At 66.6% G+C, this 20,129-nt stretch carries 18 protein-coding genes; all 18 read left to right on the top strand.

Annotated features, from left to right (window positions below):
- Positions 1-183: 183 nt before the first annotated feature.
- The 18 genes from rpsB (at position 184) to rnhB (ending at position 20,076) form a co-directional block, all read left to right on the top strand.
- On the top strand, positions 184-1,083 hold the full coding sequence (gene rpsB / locus AC3QL3_RS06060) for a 30S ribosomal protein S2 (protein ID WP_492897462.1): 900 nt from the start codon (positions 184-186) through the stop codon (positions 1,081-1,083).
- A 175-nt stretch (positions 1,084-1,258) separates the two neighbouring features.
- The gene (gene tsf / locus AC3QL3_RS06055; protein WP_492897460.1) at positions 1,259-2,134 is read left to right on the top strand and encodes a translation elongation factor Ts; all 876 of its coding nucleotides are present in this window, start codon (positions 1,259-1,261) and stop codon (positions 2,132-2,134) included.
- 139 nt (positions 2,135-2,273) lie between these two features.
- A complete protein-coding gene (locus AC3QL3_RS06050; RefSeq protein ID WP_492897458.1) occupies positions 2,274-3,893 on the top strand; it encodes an RNA polymerase sigma factor in 1,620 nt (539 codons plus the stop codon).
- Between the two features lie 65 nt (positions 3,894-3,958).
- Entirely contained in the window at positions 3,959-5,182 is a 1,224-nt protein-coding gene (locus tag AC3QL3_RS06045) for an acyltransferase family protein (protein WP_492897456.1), read from the top strand.
- Positions 5,183-5,245: 63 nt separating this feature from the next.
- Positions 5,246-5,968 carry a UMP kinase gene (gene pyrH / locus AC3QL3_RS06040; RefSeq protein WP_492897454.1) on the top strand — a complete coding sequence of 241 codons (723 nt, stop codon included), beginning with the start codon at positions 5,246-5,248 and terminating at the stop codon, positions 5,966-5,968.
- Positions 5,969-6,085: 117 nt separating this feature from the next.
- Positions 6,086-6,643, top strand: coding sequence for a ribosome recycling factor (frr, locus tag AC3QL3_RS06035; protein WP_492897452.1), 558 nt, complete (start codon positions 6,086-6,088; stop codon positions 6,641-6,643).
- A 139-nt stretch (positions 6,644-6,782) separates the two neighbouring features.
- Positions 6,783-7,523, top strand: coding sequence for a polyprenyl diphosphate synthase (gene uppS, locus AC3QL3_RS06030; protein WP_492897450.1), 741 nt, complete (start codon positions 6,783-6,785; stop codon positions 7,521-7,523).
- A 10-nt stretch (positions 7,524-7,533) separates the two neighbouring features.
- Positions 7,534-8,364, top strand: coding sequence for a phosphatidate cytidylyltransferase (locus AC3QL3_RS06025; protein WP_492897448.1), 831 nt, complete (start codon positions 7,534-7,536; stop codon positions 8,362-8,364).
- Positions 8,361-9,569, top strand: a complete 1,209-nt coding sequence (gene ispC / locus AC3QL3_RS06020) for a 1-deoxy-D-xylulose-5-phosphate reductoisomerase (protein ID WP_492897447.1) — start codon at positions 8,361-8,363, stop codon at positions 9,567-9,569. The genes AC3QL3_RS06025 and ispC overlap by 4 nt, the downstream gene beginning before the upstream one ends.
- A 24-nt stretch (positions 9,570-9,593) precedes the next feature.
- Positions 9,594-10,979, top strand: a complete 1,386-nt coding sequence (rseP, locus tag AC3QL3_RS06015) for an RIP metalloprotease RseP (protein WP_492897445.1) — start codon at positions 9,594-9,596, stop codon at positions 10,977-10,979.
- A gap of 77 nt (positions 10,980-11,056) precedes the next feature.
- Positions 11,057-13,480: an outer membrane protein assembly factor BamA gene (gene bamA / locus AC3QL3_RS06010; protein WP_492897444.1), complete on the top strand. Its 2,424-nt coding sequence runs from the start codon at positions 11,057-11,059 to the stop codon at positions 13,478-13,480.
- Between the two features lie 54 nt (positions 13,481-13,534).
- Positions 13,535-14,083, top strand: coding sequence for an OmpH/Skp family outer membrane protein (locus AC3QL3_RS06005; protein ID WP_492897442.1), 549 nt, complete (start codon positions 13,535-13,537; stop codon positions 14,081-14,083).
- Positions 14,080-15,120, top strand: coding sequence for a UDP-3-O-(3-hydroxymyristoyl)glucosamine N-acyltransferase (gene lpxD, locus AC3QL3_RS06000; RefSeq protein ID WP_492897441.1), 1,041 nt, complete (start codon positions 14,080-14,082; stop codon positions 15,118-15,120). The genes AC3QL3_RS06005 and lpxD overlap by 4 nt, the downstream gene beginning before the upstream one ends.
- On the top strand, positions 15,117-15,584 hold the full coding sequence (fabZ, locus tag AC3QL3_RS05995) for a 3-hydroxyacyl-ACP dehydratase FabZ (protein ID WP_492897440.1): 468 nt from the start codon (positions 15,117-15,119) through the stop codon (positions 15,582-15,584). Before lpxD ends, fabZ begins: the two co-directional genes overlap by 4 nt.
- Positions 15,584-16,354: an acyl-ACP--UDP-N-acetylglucosamine O-acyltransferase gene (gene lpxA, locus AC3QL3_RS05990; protein ID WP_492897439.1), complete on the top strand. Its 771-nt coding sequence runs from the start codon at positions 15,584-15,586 to the stop codon at positions 16,352-16,354. The genes fabZ and lpxA overlap by 1 nt, the downstream gene beginning before the upstream one ends.
- Before the next feature lie 139 nt (positions 16,355-16,493).
- The gene (lpxB, locus tag AC3QL3_RS05985) at positions 16,494-17,762 is read left to right on the top strand and encodes a lipid-A-disaccharide synthase (protein ID WP_492897438.1); all 1,269 of its coding nucleotides are present in this window, start codon (positions 16,494-16,496) and stop codon (positions 17,760-17,762) included.
- Positions 17,759-19,486 (top strand): sulfatase-like hydrolase/transferase, encoded by a 1,728-nt coding sequence (locus AC3QL3_RS05980; protein ID WP_492897437.1) that lies wholly within the window; start codon positions 17,759-17,761, stop codon positions 19,484-19,486. Before lpxB ends, AC3QL3_RS05980 begins: the two co-directional genes overlap by 4 nt.
- Positions 19,483-20,076 carry a ribonuclease HII gene (rnhB, locus tag AC3QL3_RS05975; RefSeq protein ID WP_492897436.1) on the top strand — a complete coding sequence of 198 codons (594 nt, stop codon included), beginning with the start codon at positions 19,483-19,485 and terminating at the stop codon, positions 20,074-20,076. Before AC3QL3_RS05980 ends, rnhB begins: the two co-directional genes overlap by 4 nt.
- The last annotated feature ends 53 nt before the right edge of the window (positions 20,077-20,129 follow it).

Here is a 20,129-nt window from a genome sequence, read left to right as displayed (position 1 = left end):
GGGTCAAATCCGCACACGTATCGTCACCGCGTTCGGGGTGCTCCGTAAGGAGTCGCACGCGGCGGATACGTGGAGGTCCCAACCCCGGAGTTGTATGCGAGTCCCGTGCAAGAGCCCGCACATCCGTGTGCGGTCTTTTGATGGAACCGCTCGCTGCAATTCCCTATACGAAGGAATTCTGCAATGCCTCAAGTCACCATGCGCCAGATGCTCGAAGCTGGCGTGCATTTCGGTCACCAGACCCGCTACTGGAATCCCCGCATGGCGCCGTACATCTTCGGCGCGCGCGGCAAGATCCACATCATCAATCTCGAAAAGACCCTGCCGCTGTTCACCGACGCGATGAATTTCATCTCGGGTCTGGCGCAGAAGCGCGGCACCATCCTGTTCGTCGGCACCAAGCGCTCCGCGCGCGAGGCGGTCAAGGAAGAGGCGGCACGCTGCGGCATGCCCTACATCAGCCAGCGCTGGCTCGGCGGCATGCTGACCAACTTCCGCACGGTCAAGGGTTCGGTCGCGCGCCTGAAGGAAATCGAAGCGATGTCGACCGACGGTCGCTTCGAGCGCCTGGTCAAGCACGAAGTGCTGGGCCTGGTGCGCGAGAAGGAAAAGCTGGACAAGTCGCTCGGCGGCATCAAGGACATGAACCGTCTGCCGGACGCGCTGTTCGTGATCGACATCGGCCATGAAGACATCGCGGTCAAGGAAGCCAAGAAGCTCGGCATTCCGGTCATCGCGGTGGTCGACACGAACTACGATCCGTCCCTGGTCGACTATGCGATCCCGGGCAACGATGACGCCATCCGCGCCGTGCAGCTGTACACCGCCGCCGCCGCCGATGCCGTGCTCGAAGGCAAGGCCGCCGCGCCGGCGATCGTCGCCAGCGAGAAGGACGACTTCGTCGAGCTCGACGCCGACGGCAATCCGGTGACGAAGAAGGAATCGCGCGAGCGCGACGACCGTCGCAAGCCGGGTCCGCGCAAGCCGGGCGGCGACCGCCGTCCGCCGGCGGGCCGTCGCGGCCCGGGTCCGGGCCAGCGCGAGCGCGCACCGAAGGCGGACGCCGAGCCGGCTTCCGAGTAATCGTCATGTCCGGGCCGCATGATGCGGCCCGGACCGACACCGCGTACGCGCGGATTCCGCCGCAACCCGTCGTATCCCGGCCCGGCCGGGCGCGCGCTTTCGGCTCGGCCGACGGCCGACACATCAGAACGAGCGGTGCCGTGCAGGCGCCGCTGCCGCCACATCGAGGATTCCCATGGAAATCACCGCATCATTGGTCAAGGAACTGCGCGAGCGCACCGGCGCCGGCATGATGGAGTGCAAGAAGGCGCTCACCGAGAACAACGGCGACATCGACGCCGCCGGTGAATGGCTGCGCAAGCAGGGCCTGGCCAAGGCCGACAAGAAAGCCAGCCGCGTCGCCGCCGAAGGCAAGATCGCGTTCGCCCAGAACGGCGGTAAGGCGGTGCTGGTCGAAATCAATTCCGAAACCGACTTCGTCGCCAAGGACGGCAACTTCCTTGCCTTCGCCGACGCCGTCGCGCAAGCCGCGCTGGCCTCCGGCGCCGCCGACGCCGAAGCGCTGAAAGCGGCCAAGCTCGCCTCCGGCCAGACGGTCGAGGAAGCGCGCGCCGCGGTCATCGCCAAGGTCGGCGAGAACGTGCAGGTGCGCCGCCTGGCGCGCATCGACAGCGGCAACAACGTCGCCGCCTACGTGCACGGCGGCCGCATCGGCGTGCTGGTCGAGGTCAAGGGCGGTGACGCGGAGTTCGCGCGCGGCGTCGCCATGCACGTCGCGGCGATGAATCCGCCCTACAACAAGGCGACCGACGTTCCGGCCGACTTCGTCGCCAAGGAGAAGGAAATCGAGCTGGCCAAGATGAGCGAGAAGGACAAGGCCAAGCCGGCGGAGATCCTGGAGAAGATCATCGGCGGCAAGATCGCCAAGATCGTCAACGAGAACACGCTGTACGGCCAGCCCTACGTGCTCAACACCGACCAGAGCGTCGAAGCCGCGGCCAAGGCCGCCGGCGCCGACGTGCTCGGCTTCCAGCGCCTCGCCGTCGGCGAGGGCATCGAGAAGGTGGTCGAGGACTACGCGGCCGAAGTCGCCAAGGCGATGCAGGTCTGAGAGTACCCTTCGCGATCTGCCTGATCGCGAAGATCAAAAAGTTTCGATTCTCGAGCCCGCGGACACCCGCGGGCTTTTTTGTTGCCTGCGTTTCTGTCACCTTTCGCGCCGATCGCGCCACTGCTGCGTCATGATGCCGATGACCGCACGTCTTCTCGATCCGCGCGGCGACGACGCCGCCCTCGTCGCGCAAAGCCTCGACGGCAGTCGCGATGCGTTCGCGCGTATCGTCGCGCGCTACCAGTCGCTGGTTTGCTCGATCGGCTACAGCGCGACCGGCAACCTCAGCCAGAGCGAAGACGTGGCGCAGGAAACCTTCATCAGTGCCTGGAAGCAGCTGCGCGAACTGCGCGATCCGCACAGCCTGCGCGCCTGGTTGTGCGGCATCGCGCGCAATCTCGCCAGCAATGCGTCGCGACGCGAGCGGCACGAGCCGACCCGTGCCGCCGAGCCAATCGAGGCGACCTTCGATGTGGCGGACAGCGAACCGCCGCCACACGAACGCGCGGTCAGCGAGCAAGAACAAGCGCTGCTGTGGCGTTCGATCGCGCACATTCCGCAGACCTATCGCGAGCCTTTGGTGCTGTTCTACCGCGAGCAGCAGTCGATCGAAGCGGTCGCGGCGGCACTCGATCTGAGCGAAGAGGCGGTCAAGCAGCGCCTCACGCGCGGACGCCGGCTGCTGCAAGAGCAGATCGCCAGTTTCGTCGAGGGTGCGCTGACGCGCAGTGCGCCGGGCAGCGTGTTCACCCTCGCCGTGATCGCCGCACTGCCGGGCGCCAGCACCTCCGCCGCCGCCGCGGCGATCGGTGCGACCGCGGCGAAGGGCAGCGTCTTGGCCAAGTGGGCCGGCTTCGCGGCACTGTTCAACGCGCTGTCGGGCCTTCTGCTCGGCTTCGCCGGCAGCTATCTCGGCTATCGCATGGGGCTGGAGGCAGTGCGCACGCAGCGAGAGAGAGAGCTGCTGCACCGCCAAGTGCGCGACATCGCGATCGGGCTCGCCTTCTTCCTGCCGGCCTTGTACGCGTTCGTCTTCGCCGGATCGTTGTGGACCGAACATCCGCGCCTGTTTCTGGCCGCCGCAATCGCTCTGCCGCTGAGCTTCGGTGCCTGGATCGTGCGTACGATCCTGCTCTCCGTGCAGGCCACGGCGGCGCTGCGCGAGAGTGAACGCGATGCGCATCCGGAGCTGTTCGCCGGCCGCGACACGCTGGCACGACGAGGCTTCAGCGAACGCCGCAGCAAAATCTCGCTGCTCGGCCTGCCGCTGTGGCACGTCCAGTTCGGCGTGCCGCCGCGCGACGCGGGTCCGGCGTGCGGCTGGATCGCGATCGGACCTGCGCACGCGATCGGCGTGCTGTACGCGATGGGCGCGACCAGTGTCGGCGGCATCAGCGTCGGCGCGGTCTCGGTCGGCGTGATCTCGATCGGCTCGGTCGGCGTCGGGCTGGTCTCGCTCGCCACCGTTGCAGTGGGGTGGCTCGCCTTCGGCGGCATCGCGATCGGCGATTACGCGATCGGCGGCTTCGCCGCCGCCTGGACCGCCGCGGCCGGTGGTCTGGCGGTCGCCCACGATGTCGCCGGCGGCGGCTACGCGATCGCCGCGGCGCACGCGAACGACCGCTTCGCCTACGAGTTCTTCCTGCGCTATCGCTTCGACGAATTCTTCCGCGCCGCCTTCGTCGTGATCGCCGTGCTGGTCGGCATACCCGGCCTTTTCTACTTGCTCGCCTTGCGCCGATTGCGGCGATCGCGCTGACCTCTTCCGCGCCACGGCGCGGCCCCTTGCCCGCTTCTCCACCTTGCCCGCCGAGGAATTCGATCGTGCGCCAACTTCGAACCGAACCCTGCGCCGATGCTGCCGTCGCCGACACGATGCCCGCACGCTACCCGGCACTCGACTACCTGCGCGCGTTCCTGACCGTGCTGGTCGTCGCCCATCACGCCGTGCTCGCCTACCACCCATACGCGCCGCCGCCCGGAAGTTTCGGCGCCGGGAACCTGCTGTGGGGCGCATTTCCGATCGTCGACACGCGGCGCTGGGTCGGCATCGACTTGTTCGTCGGCTTCAACGACGCCTTTTTCATGTCGTTGATGTTCCTGCTGTCGGGCCTGTTCGTCTGGCCGGCACTGCAGCGCAAAGGCGCCGCTGCGTTCCTGCGTGATCGCGGCCGACGCCTGGGCTTGCCGTTCCTGTTTTCCGCACTGGTCCTCGCGCCGCTCGCCTACTATCCGGCGTGGCTGCAACGTGGCGGCGAATCGGGTTTCGGCGGATTCGCGCAGGCCTGGCTCGACCTCGGCGTCTGGCCGGCCGGTCCGGCCTGGTTTCTGTGGGTGCTGTTCGCGTTCGACGTGCTCGCTGCGCTCGCCTGGCGCGTCGCGCCCGGTGCCGCCGACGCCTTCGGCCGCCTGATCGCCGCGCGTTCGCCGGGCGCCTTCTTCGGCGGCACCGCCGCGATCGCGATCTTGGCGTTCGTACCGCTCGCCTCGTTCGTCGATCCCTCGCATTGGTCGAGCTTCGGGCCGTTCTTCGTGCAGAGCAGCCGCATCGCGCTGTATGCGAGCTTCTTCGCCATCGGCGTCGGCATCGGCGCCTGGGGCATCGGTCGAAGCGTGCTGACCGAGGACGGCGCGCTCGCGCGCCGCTGGCTGTTGTGGCCGAACCTGGCGCTGCTCGCCTATTTCGCCTTGATCGCCGTCTTCATCACCTTGCTCACTTTCAACGCCCGGCAGCAGCCGATCGCCGGACTCGAAACGGCGACCTTGACCGCATTCGCGCTTTCCTGCGTCACCTCATCGATCGCCTTTCTCTCACTGTTTCTGCACCTGGGGAAAAAGCGGCACGCGCTGTTCGACCACCTCAGCCGCAACGCCTACGGCATCTACTTGGTGCACTACGTCCTGGTCAGCTGGCTGCAGTTCTGCCTGCTCGATGCGAACTGGCCGGCGGCCGCGAAAGGCGTTTTCGTCTTTCTCGCAGCGCTCGCTTCGAGCTGGACGCTCGTCGCGACCTTGCGCCGCATCCCGTGGATCGCGCGAACGATTTGATCGACTCCCGCTGCCGGCGAGCGCTGGGCTACAATGCTGCGTTTGCCCGCAGTAGGAAGAGCCATGCCCGCCGAGATCAAGTACAAGCGCATCCTGCTCAAACTCTCCGGCGAGGCCTTGATGGGCGAGGCCGATTACGGCATCGATCCGAAAGTGCTGCAGCGGCTGGCGCGCGAGATCATCGAAGTGCAGCGCGTCGGCGTGCAGGTCGGCGTGGTCATCGGCGGCGGCAACATCTTCCGCGGCGCCGGGCTCGCCGCTTCCGGCATGGATCGCGTCACCGGCGATCACATGGGCATGTTGGCGACGGTGATGAACGCGCTGGCGATGCAGGACGCGATCGAGAAGGCCGGCGGGTTCGCGCGCACGATGAGCGCGATCAAGATCAACGAGGTGTGCGAAGACTTCATCCGCCGCCGCGCGATCCGCCATCTGGAGAAAGGTCGCATCGCGCTGTTCGCGGCCGGCACCGGCAATCCGTTCTTCACCACCGACTCGGCCGCCGCACTGCGCTCGATCGAGATCGGCGCGAACCTGCTGCTGAAAGCGACCAAAGTCGACGGCGTCTACAGCGCCGATCCGGCCAAGGACCCGAGCGCGACGCGCTACGACAAGCTGTCCTACGACGACGTCATCCAGCGCAACCTGCAAGTGATGGACACCACCGCCATCGCGCTGTGCCGCGACCACAAGATACCGCTGCGTATCTACGACATGTCGCGCGAGGGCGATCTGATGCGCATCATGCGCGGCGAGCCGATCGGCACTCTGGTCTACGGGCGCTGAGCGGCGCCCTCGGTCCACGGCTGCGGCGTCTGCCTCCGGCCGGCGTCGGCGCTGACCTGCACGCGGCCACTGCTATACTCCACGGCCGATTGCAGACGCATTACAGGTGACCGCGCCATGCTCGACAACATCAAGAAAGACGCGCAAACGCGCATGCAGAAGAGCGTCGATTCGCTCAAGCACGATCTCACGCGCGTGCGCACGGGCCGCGCCAGCACCAGCCTGGTCGAGCCGCTGAAGGTGTCCTACTACGGCACCGATACGCCGGTGTCGCAGGTCGCCAACGTCGCGCTCGCCGACGCGCGCTCGATCACCATCACGCCGTTCGAGAAAAGCCTGGTCGGCCCGATCGAGAAGGCGATTCTCGCCTCCGATCTCGGTCTCACCCCGAACACCGTCGGCAACGTGATCCGCATCAACCTGCCGCCGCTGACCGAGGAGCGCCGCAAGGAGCTGTCCAAGCACGTCTCGCACGAAGGCGAGAACGCCAAGGTCGCCGTGCGCAACGTGCGCCGCGACGTGCTGCACCAGATCAAGGAACTGCTCAAGGACAAGAAAGTCACCGAGGACGAGGAACGTCGTGCCGAGGAAGACATCCAGAAATACACCGACAAGTTCGTCAAGGACATCGACGGCGTGGTCAAGGCGAAAGAAGAAGAGCTGATGTCGATGTAGTCGCCGGGATTGGGGATGGGAGATTCGGGACGCTCCCGAAACCCGAATCGCCGATCGGAAATACGCGAGGATGCGAGTCGTCCCGCAGGCCACGGACGGCGCCACCGCGTTTCGCGCGCTTCATCCAACCCAAGCAGATATGGATTCCGATTCCGCTCCTCGCATCCCGCGCCATATCGCGATCGTCATGGACGGCAACGGCCGCTGGGCCGAACGCCGCCACCGGCCGCGCAGCTTCGGCCATCGCGAGGGCCAGAAAGCGGTGCGCGCGGCGGTCGAGTTCTGCCGCCGCCGCGGCGTCGAGGCGCTGACCTTGTTCGCCTTCTCCAGCGAGAACTGGAAGCGGCCGCAGGGCGAGGTCGGCGCGCTGATGCAGCTGTTTCTGAAGGCGCTCGACCGCGAAGTGGACGAGCTGCACGCGAACGGCGTGCGCATCCAGTTCGTCGGCGACCTGTCCGCTTTCTCGCCGGAACTGGCCGGACGCATGCACGCCGCGATGCAGCGCACGCAAGGCAACGGCGCGCTGCGCTTGAACGTCGCGGTCAACTACGGCGGCCGCTGGGACATCGCGCAGGCGGCGCGCGCGTTGGCGCAGGCCGTGGCACGCGGCGAACTCGCGCCGGAAGCGATCGACGAAACGATGCTGGCGCGTCAGATCTGCCTCGCCGAGCAACCGCCGGTCGATCTCTTCATCCGCACCGGCGGCGAACTGCGCATCAGCAACTTCCTGCTCTGGCAGGTCGCCTATGCCGAGCTGTACTTCACCGATGCCTTGTGGCCGGATGTCGACGCCGTCGTGCTCGATGCGGCGCTGACCGAATACGCGCAGCGCGAGCGGCGCTACGGACTGACCGGCGCGCAAGTGCGCGCGGCGAGTTGAGCGGCCGGCGATGCTGAAGCAACGAACGCTCACCGCCCTGGTCCTCGCGCCGATCGCGATCGCGATCATTCTGTTTCTGCCGACCTGGGCCTGTGCCCTGATCGTCTCGGCGCTGTGTCTGCAGGCGGTATGGGAGTGGACCCAACTCGCCGGCATCGTCGCGACACCGTGGCGCCTCGGCATCGTGCTCGCGCATGCGCTGCTGCTGGCGTTGCTCTGGATTCTGCGCGCCGATCCGATCGCCTGGTACGTAATCGGCGCCGGGCTGCTGTGGTGGCTGCTCGCGCTGCTCTGGCTGCGCCATTTCTCCTACGGCGCGGCGCCGACACGCGAACACTCGGCATTGAAGATCGGCGCCTGCGCGCTGGCGATCCTGCCGGCCTGGCTCGCGATGATGCACCTGCACGGCAACAGCGCCGAGGGCCACGCCTGGACCTTGTTCGTGATCGTCCTGATCTGGACCGCCGACATCGCCGCCTACTTCGCCGGCAGCCGCTACGGCACCACCAAGCTGGCGCCGCAGATCAGCCCGAACAAGACAACCGCCGGCGCCTGGGGCGCCGTGCTCGGCGCCGGCGCAGTCGCCGCGATCGGCGGCTGGCTGTTGGGTACGCGCGGGCTCGAGCTGGTTGCGCTGATCGCGTTGTCGCTGGTCGCGGTGCTGGCCTCGATCGCGGGCGATCTGCTCGAAAGCCTGCTCAAGCGCCAGGCCAGCGTGAAAGACTCCGGCACCCTGTTCCCCGGCCACGGCGGCCTGCTCGATCGCATCGACAGCCTGCTCGCGGCGCTGCCGGTCTTCGTCGCCGGCAAAGCTTTGCTCGATCTCGCCTTCGCTACATGAGGCGGATCGCGATTCTCGGCGCGACCGGCTCGATCGGCGCCAGCACGCTCGACGTCGTCGCGCGTCACCCGGACCGCTTCCGCGTCACCGCACTGGCCGCGCATCGCAACGTCGACGCGCTGGCCGCAGCGTGCGCGCGTTTCCGTCCCGAATTGGCGGTGATCGCCGACGAAACCTGCGCCGCCGAACTGCGCGATCGGCTGGCCGCGAACGGCGCCGGTTGCCGCGTGCTGGCCGGAGCGGAAGCCTTGCTCGAAGCGGCCGCCGGCACGCATTGCGACACCGTCGTCGCCGCCATCGTCGGCGCCGCCGGCCTCGGCTCGACCTTGGCCGCCGCGCGCGCCGGCAAGCGCCTCTTGCTGGCGAACAAAGAGGCGATCGTGATGGCCGGCGACCTGCTGGCGCAGGCGCTGCAGCAAGGCGGCGGTGAGCTGCTGCCGCTCGATTCCGAACACAACGCGATCTTTCAGTGCCTGCCGCATCCGGCGCGGTCCGTCGACGTAGAGCGCCGGCCTGAGACGCGGGTGGACCTCGCCGCGGCCGGCGTGCGGCGAATTCTGCTGACCGCCTCCGGCGGCCCGTTCCGCGGCCGCACGCGCGCCGAGCTGGCCGCGATCACGCCGGCGCAGGCCTGCGCGCATCCGAACTGGAGCATGGGACGCAAGATTTCGGTCGACTCCGCCACCCTGATGAACAAGGGCCTCGAGGTGATCGAAGCGCATCACTTGTTCGACGCCGCGCCCGAGCGCATCGAGGTGGTCGTGCATCCGCAGAGCATCGTGCATTCGCTGGTCGAATACGTCGACGGCTCGGTGCTGGCCCAGCTCGGCAACCCGGACATGCGCACCGCGATCGCCTACGCGCTGGCCTGGCCCGAACGCGTCGATGCCGGCGTCCCGCTATTGGATCTGCTCAAGACCGCGCGGCTGGATTTCGAAGCGCCCGATCTCGTGACCTTCCGCTGTCTCGCCCTCGCTTACCAAGCACTCGATGCCGGCGGCACCGCGACCACCGTGCTGAATGCGGCCAACGAGGAGGCGGTCGCGGCCTTCCTCGATGAACGGTTGCCATTCCTCGGGATTGCCGAAACGATCGAACGTTGCCTGGATGCGGTAGATTCCGCACCGGCGAGCGGCCTGGATGCGATCCTTGACGCCGATTTAACTGCGCGCCGGAAAGCCCGAAGTATCATCGCCTCCGTTTAACCTCAGAGTTCGCAAACCCGCGTCATGCATGAATTTTTCGGTTCCGTCTGGTGGCTGATCGTGACCATGGGCCTGCTCGTGACGTTTCACGAGTACGGCCATTTCGTGGTCGCCCGACGCTGCGGCGTGAAGGTGCTGAAGTTCTCGATCGGCTTCGGTCCGGCGCTGTGGTCGCGCATCGACCGCCACGGCACGCAATTCGTGGTCGCGGCGATCCCGCTCGGCGGCTACGTCAAGATGCTGGACGAGCGCGAAGTCGAAGGCGCGATCGGTCCCGAAGGCCTCGCCGGCGCGCATAACCGCCAGCCGGTCGGCAACCGCATGGCGATCAGCGCGGCCGGTCCCGCCTTCAATCTGATCTTCACCCTGTTCGCGTTCTGGCTGATGTTCGTGGTCGGCAAGCCGGACTACCAGCCCATCGTCGGCAACGTCGACCGTCTCGCCGCCAGCGCCGGCGTGCAGAGCGGCGACCGCATCGCGGCGGTCAACGGTCATGCGGTGGAAACCTGGACCGACGCCACCGAGGAAATGCTGCAGTCAGTCCTCAATCGTCAGGACCTCGACCTGCGCCTCGTCGACGCGAGCGGCCGCGAGCAAGAGCGCAAGCTGCCGCTGTCGACCCTGCCGGCCTCGCTCAACGAGGAAGGCGTGTTCCGCGAAATCGGGCTGACGCCGCGCCAATGGGCGACGCCGCCGGTCATCGGCGAAGTGACGGCGAGCGGAGCGGCTGCGCGGGCCGGGCTCAAGGTCGGCGACCGCATCGTCGCGATCGAGGGCGAAGCGGTCACCGATTGGCGCGAGGTGCCGGCGCTGATCCAGAAGCACGCGGCCGAGGGCAAGGCGCTGACCGTCGCGGTCGAGCGTCAGGGACAGCGCCTGGAGCTGGCGGCGACGCCGCTGCGCAACGTCCCGGCCGACGCCGGCAAGCCGCGTGCCGGCACCACAGCACCGACCTGGCTGCTCGGCATCGGCGTACAGGCGCCGGCAGCGAACTACGACGCGACCCTGCACTATGGCCCGCTGGCCGCGATTCCCAAAGCATTCGACGAAACCTGGCAGCACACGCGTCAGACGCTGTCGATGCTGTGGGGCATGCTGACCGGGCAAGCCTCGCTGAAGAACCTGTCGGGCGTCATTACGATCGCCCAGGTCGCCAACAGTACAGCCCAGCTCGGCGTCGCCTGGTTCTTGAATTTCCTCGCGATCATCTCGCTCAGCCTGGCGATCCTGAACCTCTTGCCGATCCCGATCTTGGACGGCGGCCACCTGCTGTATTACCTTATCGAGCTGGTCAAGGGCAGCCCGGTCAGCGATCGCCTGCAGATCGCCGGCCAGTACGTGGGCCTGACCCTGCTGATGGCCCTGATGGGGCTCGCGTTCTATAACGACATACTGCGGATCGCATCCTGATCGCGCGGTCTGCCCGACAACAAGTGTGACCGCGGCGGGCGTCCGCCGCGAGCCGCATGCATGCCCTGGAAGTGACGATGAAGCGTATTGCCGCCCTACTCCTGCTCGCCTGGTTCGCCACCCAGGACGCGTTCGCGTTCGATACCTTCACGGTCTCCGACATCCGTGTCGAGGGTCTGTCGCGCATCGCGCCGGGCACGGTGTTCACCTACCTGCCGGTCGAGAAGGGCGACACGCTGACCGGCGACCGCGCCGAGCAGTCGATCCGCGCTCTGTACAAGACCGGCTTCTTCAGCGACGTGCAGCTGGCGCGCCAGGGCGACATCCTGGTCGTCACGGTGAAAGAGCGCCCGCAGATTTCCAAGATCGCGATCCGCGGCAACAAGGACATCAAGGAAGAGGATCTGCTCAAAGGCCTCAAGGGCATCGGCCTGGCGGAGGGTGAAGCGCTCGACGATCTCAAGCTGAGCGAAATCCAGAACGAGCTGACGCGCCAGTACTACAACCGCGGCAAGTACAACGTCTCGGTGAAGACCGCCAAGGTCAACCTCGACCGCAACCGCGTCGAAGTCGCGATCAACATCGTCGAAGGCAAGCCGGCGCGCATCAAGCATTTGAACGTGGTCGGCAACGCGACCTATCCGGACAAGGACATCAAGGGCGAGTTCGAGTCGAACACCTCGAACTGGACCTCGTGGTACTCCAAGGACGACCAGTACTCGCGCGAAAAGCTCTCGGGCGACCTCGAGAAGCTGCAGTCGTTCTACATGGACCGCGGCTACGCCGACTTCAACGTCGATTCCACCCAGGTCAGCATCAGTCCCGACAAGCGCAAGATGTACGTCGTCGCCAACATCAAGGAAGGCGAGATCTACAAGGTCAACGACATCAAGCTGACCGGTACCCTGGTCCTGAAAGAAGAGGATCTGCGCAAGCTGATCCAGTTCAAGCCCGGCGACACCTTCTCGCGCAAGCAGATCGAGCAGTCGGTCGACGCGATCACCGCGGTGCTGTCCAACATCGGCTACGCGTTCGCCGAAGTGCAGCCGATTCCGGCGATCGACAAGGAGAAGCGCGAGGTCGGCATCAACTTCTTCGTCGTGCCCGGCAAGCGCGTGTACGTGCGCCAGATCGTGTTCAAGGGCAACGTGCACACGCGCGACGACGTAGTGCGCCGCGAATTGCGCCAGCTCGAAGGCTCCTGGTATTCGCAGGCCGCGATCGACCGCTCGAAGATCCGCCTGCAGCGTCTGGGCTACTTCAAGACCGTTTCGATCGACACGCCGAAAGTGCCGGGCACCGATGACCAGGTCGATCTCGCGATCAACGTCGAGGAGACCAACTCTGGCGCGTTCACCTTCGGCCTCGGCTACGGCCAGGTGCAGGGCATCATCGCCAGCATCAGCGTGACGCAGAACAACTTCCTCGGCAGCGGCGATCGCATCTCGGTCACGGCGCAGCAGAGCTCCTACATCAAGCGCTACACGCTGTCGTACTTCGAGCCGTACCTGACCGACGACGGCATCGGCCTCGGCTACAACCTGCAGCACTCCAAGTTCGACGCCGGCGAAAACAACCTCGCCAGCTACTACACCAGCACCGACGCATTCGACATCTATCTGTCCTTCCCGATCACCGAGTCGGACACGATCAATACGCAGATCGGCGTGAACAAGACGCGCATCGACGCGTCGGTCTTCTACTCGCCGCCGGGCATCGTCAACTACATCGACAACCTCGGCCACAAGACTTTCCACGCCTTGAACATGAATCTGTCGTGGGCGCACGACACGCGCAACCGCTACTGGAACCCGACTCGCGGTTCGCTGCAGCAGGTTTCGTTGGAAGCGACCCTGCCGGGCTCGACGGTCGAGTACTACAAGCTCAATTATCAGTACAACCAGTACCTCAAGCTGACCGACTCGCTGACCTTCCTCGGCAAGGTCAAGCTGGCCTACGGCGACACCTACAAAGATCCCAAGAGCGTGCTGCCGAAGGATCATCCGCGCTACCTGGCCGACATCGGCGGCCTGCCGTTCTTCGAGAACTTCTACGCCGGCGGCGTCGCCGACGTGCGCGGCTTCCGCGACAACACGCTCGGTCCGTACACGCTGTACAACCCATCCTCGTGCCCGGCCTCCAACAAGGACTGCCGCCTGCCGCTCGGCGGCGGACTGAAGACCGTGTTTTCGGCCGAAATCATCTTCCCGACGCCGTTCATGAAGGAAAACGACGACAGCACGCGCCTGTCCGCCTTCCTCGACGTCGGCAACGTGTTCAAGAACAAGCTCTGTACGCAGGACTTCTACAGCGAAGACTCGCGCATCGACTGCGTGCGCATGCGCACCTTCAGCACCGATCAGCTGCGCGCGTCCGCCGGCCTGTCGTTCCAATGGCGTGCACCGGTGGGCCCGATCGTGATCAACTTGGCACGACCGATCCGGAAGAAGCCGGGCGACGACACCGAGGTGATTCAGTTCACCTTCGGCAATACGTTCTGATCGAGGCGGCGCACGGGGGCGGGCGCATCATCGGGGGCAGCGAGGAGACGCCGGGTGACGTTTCGCGCACAAACAGGCCTCTGCATCCGCGCCACGCTGGCTGCGACGCTCGCGTTCGCAGCCACGGCGCAGGCGCAGACACCGGCGCCGGCCGTACGCATCGGCTACGTCGACATGAAACGGCTGCTCGACAACGCCCCGCAAGTGGTCGCGGGCCGGCGTAAGCTCGAACGCGAATTCGCCGCCGGCGACACCGCGCTGAAAGCCGACGAAAGCCGCGCCTCCGCTCTGCGCGAACGCCAGAAGCGCGATGCGGCGACGATGAACCAAGCCGAAGCCGACGCCTTGCAGCGCGAAATCGACGCGCTCGACCGCTCGATCAAGCGCAGCCGCGACAGCCTGCGCGCGGATCTGAAAACGCGCAGCGATCAGGAGCTGGACAAGAGCTGGCGCGAGATCAACGACGCCGTGGTCGAGTTCGCGCGCGAGCAGGGCTACGATCTGATCGTGCCCAGCCCCGTCGTCTACGCCAGCCCCAAGGTCGACGTCACCGACCGCGTGCTCGAACGCCTGCGCCGCAACGCCAAACCGGAGACACCGTGACGACAGCTTCGTTTCGCCTCGACGAGCTCGCGGCACGCTTCGGGCTCGCCTTGCGCGGCGAAGCGAGTCTGCGCATCGACGGGGTCGCCACCCTCGCCCACGCCGGCCCCAGCCAGCTCGGCTTCCTCGCCAATCCACGCTATCGCTCGCAGCTGGCGGAGACTGCCGCCGGCGCGATCGTGCTGCGCGCCGCCGAAGCGGACGGATGGCGCGGCGCCGCTCTGATCGCCGACGACCCGTACGTCGCCTTCGCGCGCATCGCCGCCTTGTTCGAACGCGCACCGGCAGCGAGCGCCGGCGTGCATGCGAGCGCGGTCGTCGCGCCCGGTGCCGTCGTCGCCGCCGATGCCTGCATCGGGCCGCTGTGCACGATCGAGGACGGCGCCGTGATCGAAGCCGGCGCGATCCTCGGACCGCACTGCATCGTCGGCCGCGGTTGCGTGGTAGGCGCGCAAACGCGCCTGGTCGCGCGCGTGACCCTGGTGCAGGACGTCGTGCTCGGCAAGCGCGTGCTGATCCACCCCGGCGCAGTGCTCGGCGCCGATGGATTCGGCTTGGCCTTCGATCGCGGCGCTGGCGAGCGCGGCGGCTGGATCAAGGTGCCCCAGCTCGGCGGCGTACGCATCGGCGACGACTGCGAGATCGGCGCCAACACCACGATCGATCGCGGCGCGCTCGGCGACACCATGCTGGAAGAAGACGTGCGCCTGGACAACCAGATCCAGATCGCACACAACGTGACGATCGGTGCGCACACCGCGCTGGCCGGCTGCGCCGCCGTCGCCGGCAGCGCCAGCATCGGCCGCTACTGCCTGATCGGCGGCGCGGCTGGCATACTGGGTCATTTGAGCATTGCCGATGGGGTCACCGTGACGGCGATGAGCCTGGTCACGCACTCGATCCGCGAAGCGGGGGAATACTCCTCCGGAACGCCGATCCAGCCGAACCGGCAGTGGCGCCGCAACGCGGCGCGCTTCAAGCACCTGGACGAACTCGCGCGGCGCCTGGACGCCGCCGCAAAGGAAATCAAGTCATGACCGAACTCGCCACGCCGATCCAACTCCCGCTCGGCGTCGAACAAATCGCTGCGGTGCTGCCGCATCGCTATCCGTTCCTGCTGATCGACCGCGTCGTCGCGCTGGACCCGAACAAGCGCGTCACCGCGCTGAAGAACGTGACCATCAACGAGCCGTTCTTCCAAGGCCACTTCCCCGGCCATCCGGTCATGCCGGGCGTGCTCTTGATCGAGGCGATGGCGCAGGCGGCCGGCGTCTTGATCAAGCTGTCCGAGCCGCACGATCCGAACCAGCCGATGGTGTTCTACCTGGTCAAGGTCGACAAGGCGCGCTTCAATCGCATCGTCGTGCCGGGCGACCAGCTGCAGCTCGAAGTCGAGCACAAGCGGCGCCTGCGCAACATGAGCCAGTTCTTCGGGCGCGCCATGGTCGACGGCCAGGCCGCCGCCGAAGCCGAATTCCTCTGCGCCGAGGTTCCGCGCTGATGATCCATCCGACCGCACTGGTCGATCCCACCGCGAGCGTCGGCGCCGACGTGCACATCGGCGCGTACAGCGTGATCGGTGCCGAAGTCGAGATCGGCGCCGGCACGCACATCGGCCCGCACGTCGTCATCGAAGGTCCGACGCGGATCGGACGCGACAACCGCATCAGCCAGTTCGCCTCGATCGGCACCGATCCGCAAGACAAGAAATTCCACGGCGAGCGCAGCGAACTGGTGATCGGCGAGCGCAACCTGATCCGCGAGTTCGTCACCATCAACCGCGGCACCGGCGACGGCGGCGGCGTCACCCGCATCGGCGACGACAACTGGATCCTCGCCTACAGCCACATCGCGCACGACTGCCAGGTCGGCAGCCATTGCGTGTTCTCCAACAACGCCACGCTCGCCGGTCACGTCAGCATCGGCGACTGGGTCATCCTGTCCGGCTTCGCCGGCGTGCACCAGTTCTGCCGCATCGGCGCGCATGCGTTCATCGGCATGGGCTGCCTGGTCAGCGGCGACGTACCGCCGTACGTGATGGTCGCGGCCGACTACGGCCGCCCACGCGGCATCAACAGCGAAGGCCTCAAGCGGCGCGGTTTCGACGCCGAACGCATCAGCGCGATCAAACGCGCCTATCGCACGCTTTACGCTGCCGGCGCACCGCTGGCGGAGGCGCGCGGAAAACTGGCCGAACAGGCCAAAGCCAGCGACGACGTGGCGGCGATGCTCGACTTCATCGAGCGCGGCGAGCGGCCGTTGGCGCGGTGAGGCCGGGATTGGAGATTGGGGATTTGGGATTCGGAAAAGAAGAAAACAGCTTGCTGCCGTGAAAGTGGCGCACGTTCGTTGCCTTGTTCGAAAGCGTTGACCATGCTGCATTGAATTCGATCGGATCGATACGCGCTTCGTGCCCTCCTCCCAATCCCCAATCCCCAATCCCCAATCCCGGCTCTTCGTCCTCGTCGCCGGCGAGGCCTCCGGCGACCTGCTCGGCGCCGGTTTGATCGACGCCTTGCGCGAGCGCTATCCGCAGGCGCGCTTCGCCGGCATCGGCGGTCCGCGCATGATCGCGGCCGGATTGGAGGCGTGGTATCCGGCCGAGAAACTCGCGGTGATGGGTCTGGTCGAAGTGCTGCCGCGCCTGTTCGAGCTGTTGGCGATCCGCCGCGACGTCGCGCGCCGTGCGATCACGTGCAAGCCCGACGCCTTCATCGGCATCGACGCGCCCGACTTCAATCTCGGTCTCGAACGCAAGCTCAAGCGCGCCGGTGTGCGTACTCTGCACTACGTCAGCCCGTCGGTATGGGCTTGGCGCGAGAAGCGCGCGGCGAAGATCGGCCGCAGCGCCGACCGCGTGCTCTGCCTATTTCCGATGGAACCGCCGATCTACGCGCGCCACGGCGTCGACGCACGCTTCGTCGGCCATCCGCTGGCCGATTCGATGCCGCTCGAACCCGACCGCGCCGCCGCCCGCGCCGCGCTCGGCCTGCCCGACAATGCGCCGCTGCTCGCGCTCTTGCCCGGCAGCCGGCTCGGCGAGATCGCGCGGCTCGGCCGCGATTTCCTCGACGCCGCGGTCCTGCTGCGCCAAGCGCTGCCTCATCTGCGCGTGGTGATCCCGGCTGCGAACGACGCGTGCGCGGCAGCGATTCGGTCGTTGAGCCGGGATTGGGGATTGGGGATTGGGGATTCGCAAAAGCCGAGCTCGGCAGGGAGCGCGTCGAATTTGCTCTTGCTCGATCCCCAATCCCAAATCCCCAATCCCCAATCCCTGCCCCTCTCCCAGCTTTCCATGATCGCCGCCGACGCGATCCTGCTCGCCTCCGGCACCGCCGCGCTCGAAGCGATGCTGGCGAAGCGGCCGATGGTGGTCGCCTATCGCATCGCGCCGACCACCTACCGCATCGTCAAAGGACTGGGCCTGCTCAAGACCGAACGCTATTCGCTGCCCAACATCCTCGCCGGCCGCGAGCTGGTGCCCGAGCTGATGCAGGACGATTGCACGCCGCCGGCCTTGGCCGCCGCGCTGCAGCCCCTGCTCGAACGACGCGCGATCGATCCCGCGCTCGCCGACGAATTCCGCCGCCTGCATCTGCAATTGCGCTGCGACGCCAGCCGCAGCGCGGCCGCGGCGATCGCCGAATCGCTAACTACAGGTGCGCCACCGCCGGCATGAAGGGCGAACCGGTCCGCCGCCGCGTCATCGCCTTGCGCCTCTTCGCGGCGCTCGCGTTCGCCTTGATGTTCGCGTTCGGCCCGCTGACCGAAAACACGCTCATCGAAAAAATCTTCGCCGCGGCGCTGGCCTTGCTGTCGCTGCTCTTGGTGCTGTTCGCTAGTGCGCGCCTCGCGTTTTCGCTGACCTTCGTCGCGCTCTTGTTCGGCCTGGTCGAGATCGCCGGACGGCTCAAATTTCTCTACTTGAACACGCCGCTGCTGGCGCCCGATCTCGAATACTTCGTCAACAGCGACACGATCGAACTGTTCACGCACTATCCGCTGCTGCTCGGCATCGGCAGCGCGACCTTGATCCTGGTGCCGCTGCTGCTGATCGTCTCCTTCGTCGGCGAACGCGCGAGTTCGCTGGGCGCGCGCCCGCGTGCGCAGCGCATCGCCGTGCGCTGGCTCGGCAGCGCCGCTTCCGCCGGGCTGCTCTTGGTTTGCGCCAACGCCACCGGCCCCTTCGGCACGGTGTTCAACAAGCCGATGTGGATCGCGATCAACGACAAGAGCTTCATCACCGACTTCGTCACCTCCTTCAACGACACGGTGATCGAGCAGCCGGTGATTCCGCCCGGCGTCGACCGCGGCATTTCCTGGAAGCTCGACCGTCCGCTGCAGGCGCCGCCGACGCCGCCGGATGTGGTGGCGGTGCTGGAAGAAAGCACCTTCGACCCGCGCCTGCTCAAGCTGTGCACGCTGCCGCAATGCAAGCTGCGCATGTTCGAAGCGGACAAGCAAACACGCGCGCACGGCCCGCTCAGCGTGCACACCTTCGGCGGCGGCACTTGGACCAGCGAGTTTTCGCTGCTGACCGGACTTGCGCACACGCTGTTCGGCAACGCCGGCCTGTACGCGCCCTACAACCTCGCGCCGCGCGTCGCCTACACCTTGCCCAAAGCGTTCAAGCACGCCGGCTACCGCGCGATCGCGGTGTATCCGATGACCGGCGATTTCCTCAACGCGCGCAACGCCTACGACTACTACGGCTTCGACGCGTTCTACGACGGCACCCAATACGGCCTCGGCTGGGACAGCCACGACGCGGATCTGTTGGCGGTGTTCAAACGCATCTACGCCGACGAGAAGCGCGTCCATCCGGAGCAGCCGCTGTTCGTCTTCATGCTCACCCTGCACCAGCACGGCCCGCACATGCGGCCGCTGGCCGAGCTGAAGCCGCCGTTCGACAAGCCGCTGTTTCCCGGCCGCTTCAAACCGAAGGCGCTGGACGACTGGCTCAACCTCAATCTCGGCAACTATCTCGAGCGCGCGCAGGAATCGGACGCGATGATGGCCGATCTCGAGAAATTCCTGCTCGGCGACGAACGCCCGGCCGTGCTGATGCACTTCGGCGACCATCAGCCTTCCTTCGACGGCGCCATCAACGAGATCCCAAAGGTGCTGCCCAAGGACGTCGGCCCGAACGCGCACTGGCTGACTTACTACATGCTGAAGACCAATTACGCGGTGCGGCGCAAGTACGACTACCCGGTGCTCGACATCGCGTTTCTCGGCTCGCTCCTGCTCGACGTCGCCGGCGTGCCGAAGGACGAGTTCTTCCAGGCCAACACCTTGCTGCGCGAGCGCTGCAAGGGCCGTTACGTCGACTGCAAGGACGCGCGCATGGTGACCTCGTATCATGACCACGTCTTCACCAAGCTCAAGGACCTGCAGGAATGAGGCATGCCGCCAGCCACCTCGTCGCCGGCGTCGACGAAGCCGGCCGCGGTCCCCTGGCAGGGCCGGTCGTGGTCGCCGCGGTGATTCTCGATCCGGAGCGGCCGATCGCCGGCCTCGCCGATTCCAAAGTACTGAGCGAAGCGCAGCGCGAAACGCTGGCGCCGCTGATCCGCGCGCAGGCGCTGGCCTTCACCGTGATCGCGATCGAGGTGCTGGAGATCGAACGGCTGAACATCCTCGGCGCCACCCTGCTCGGCATGACGCGCACGCTGCAGACGCTCGCCATCGCGCCGACCCTGGCGCTGATCGACGGCAACCGGCTCCCCAAGACCCTCCCATGCACCGCGCGCGCGATCATCGGCGGCGACGCCTCGGAACCGGCAATCAGCGCGGCCTCGATCCTGGCCAAGACCGAACGCGACCGCATCATGCGCGAGTTCGACCCGATCCATCCCGGCTACGGTTTCGCCCAGCACAAGGGCTACGCCACGCCCGAACACCTCGCCTCGCTGGAGCGGCTGGGACCGTGCGCGATCCATCGCCGCGGCTTCGCGCCGGTGCGGCGGCTGATCGAACCGGCGCTGTTGTAACAGCCGCCGCCGCGGCCGGCTTGTCAACCTTGCCCGCGGCGGAGGCAGCGACT

This window comes from Dokdonella sp. GW821-FHT11D02, assembly GCF_058808595.1.
The sequence above is the reverse complement of the archived record's forward strand: the minus strand, read 5'-3'. Positions and strand labels throughout refer to the sequence as shown.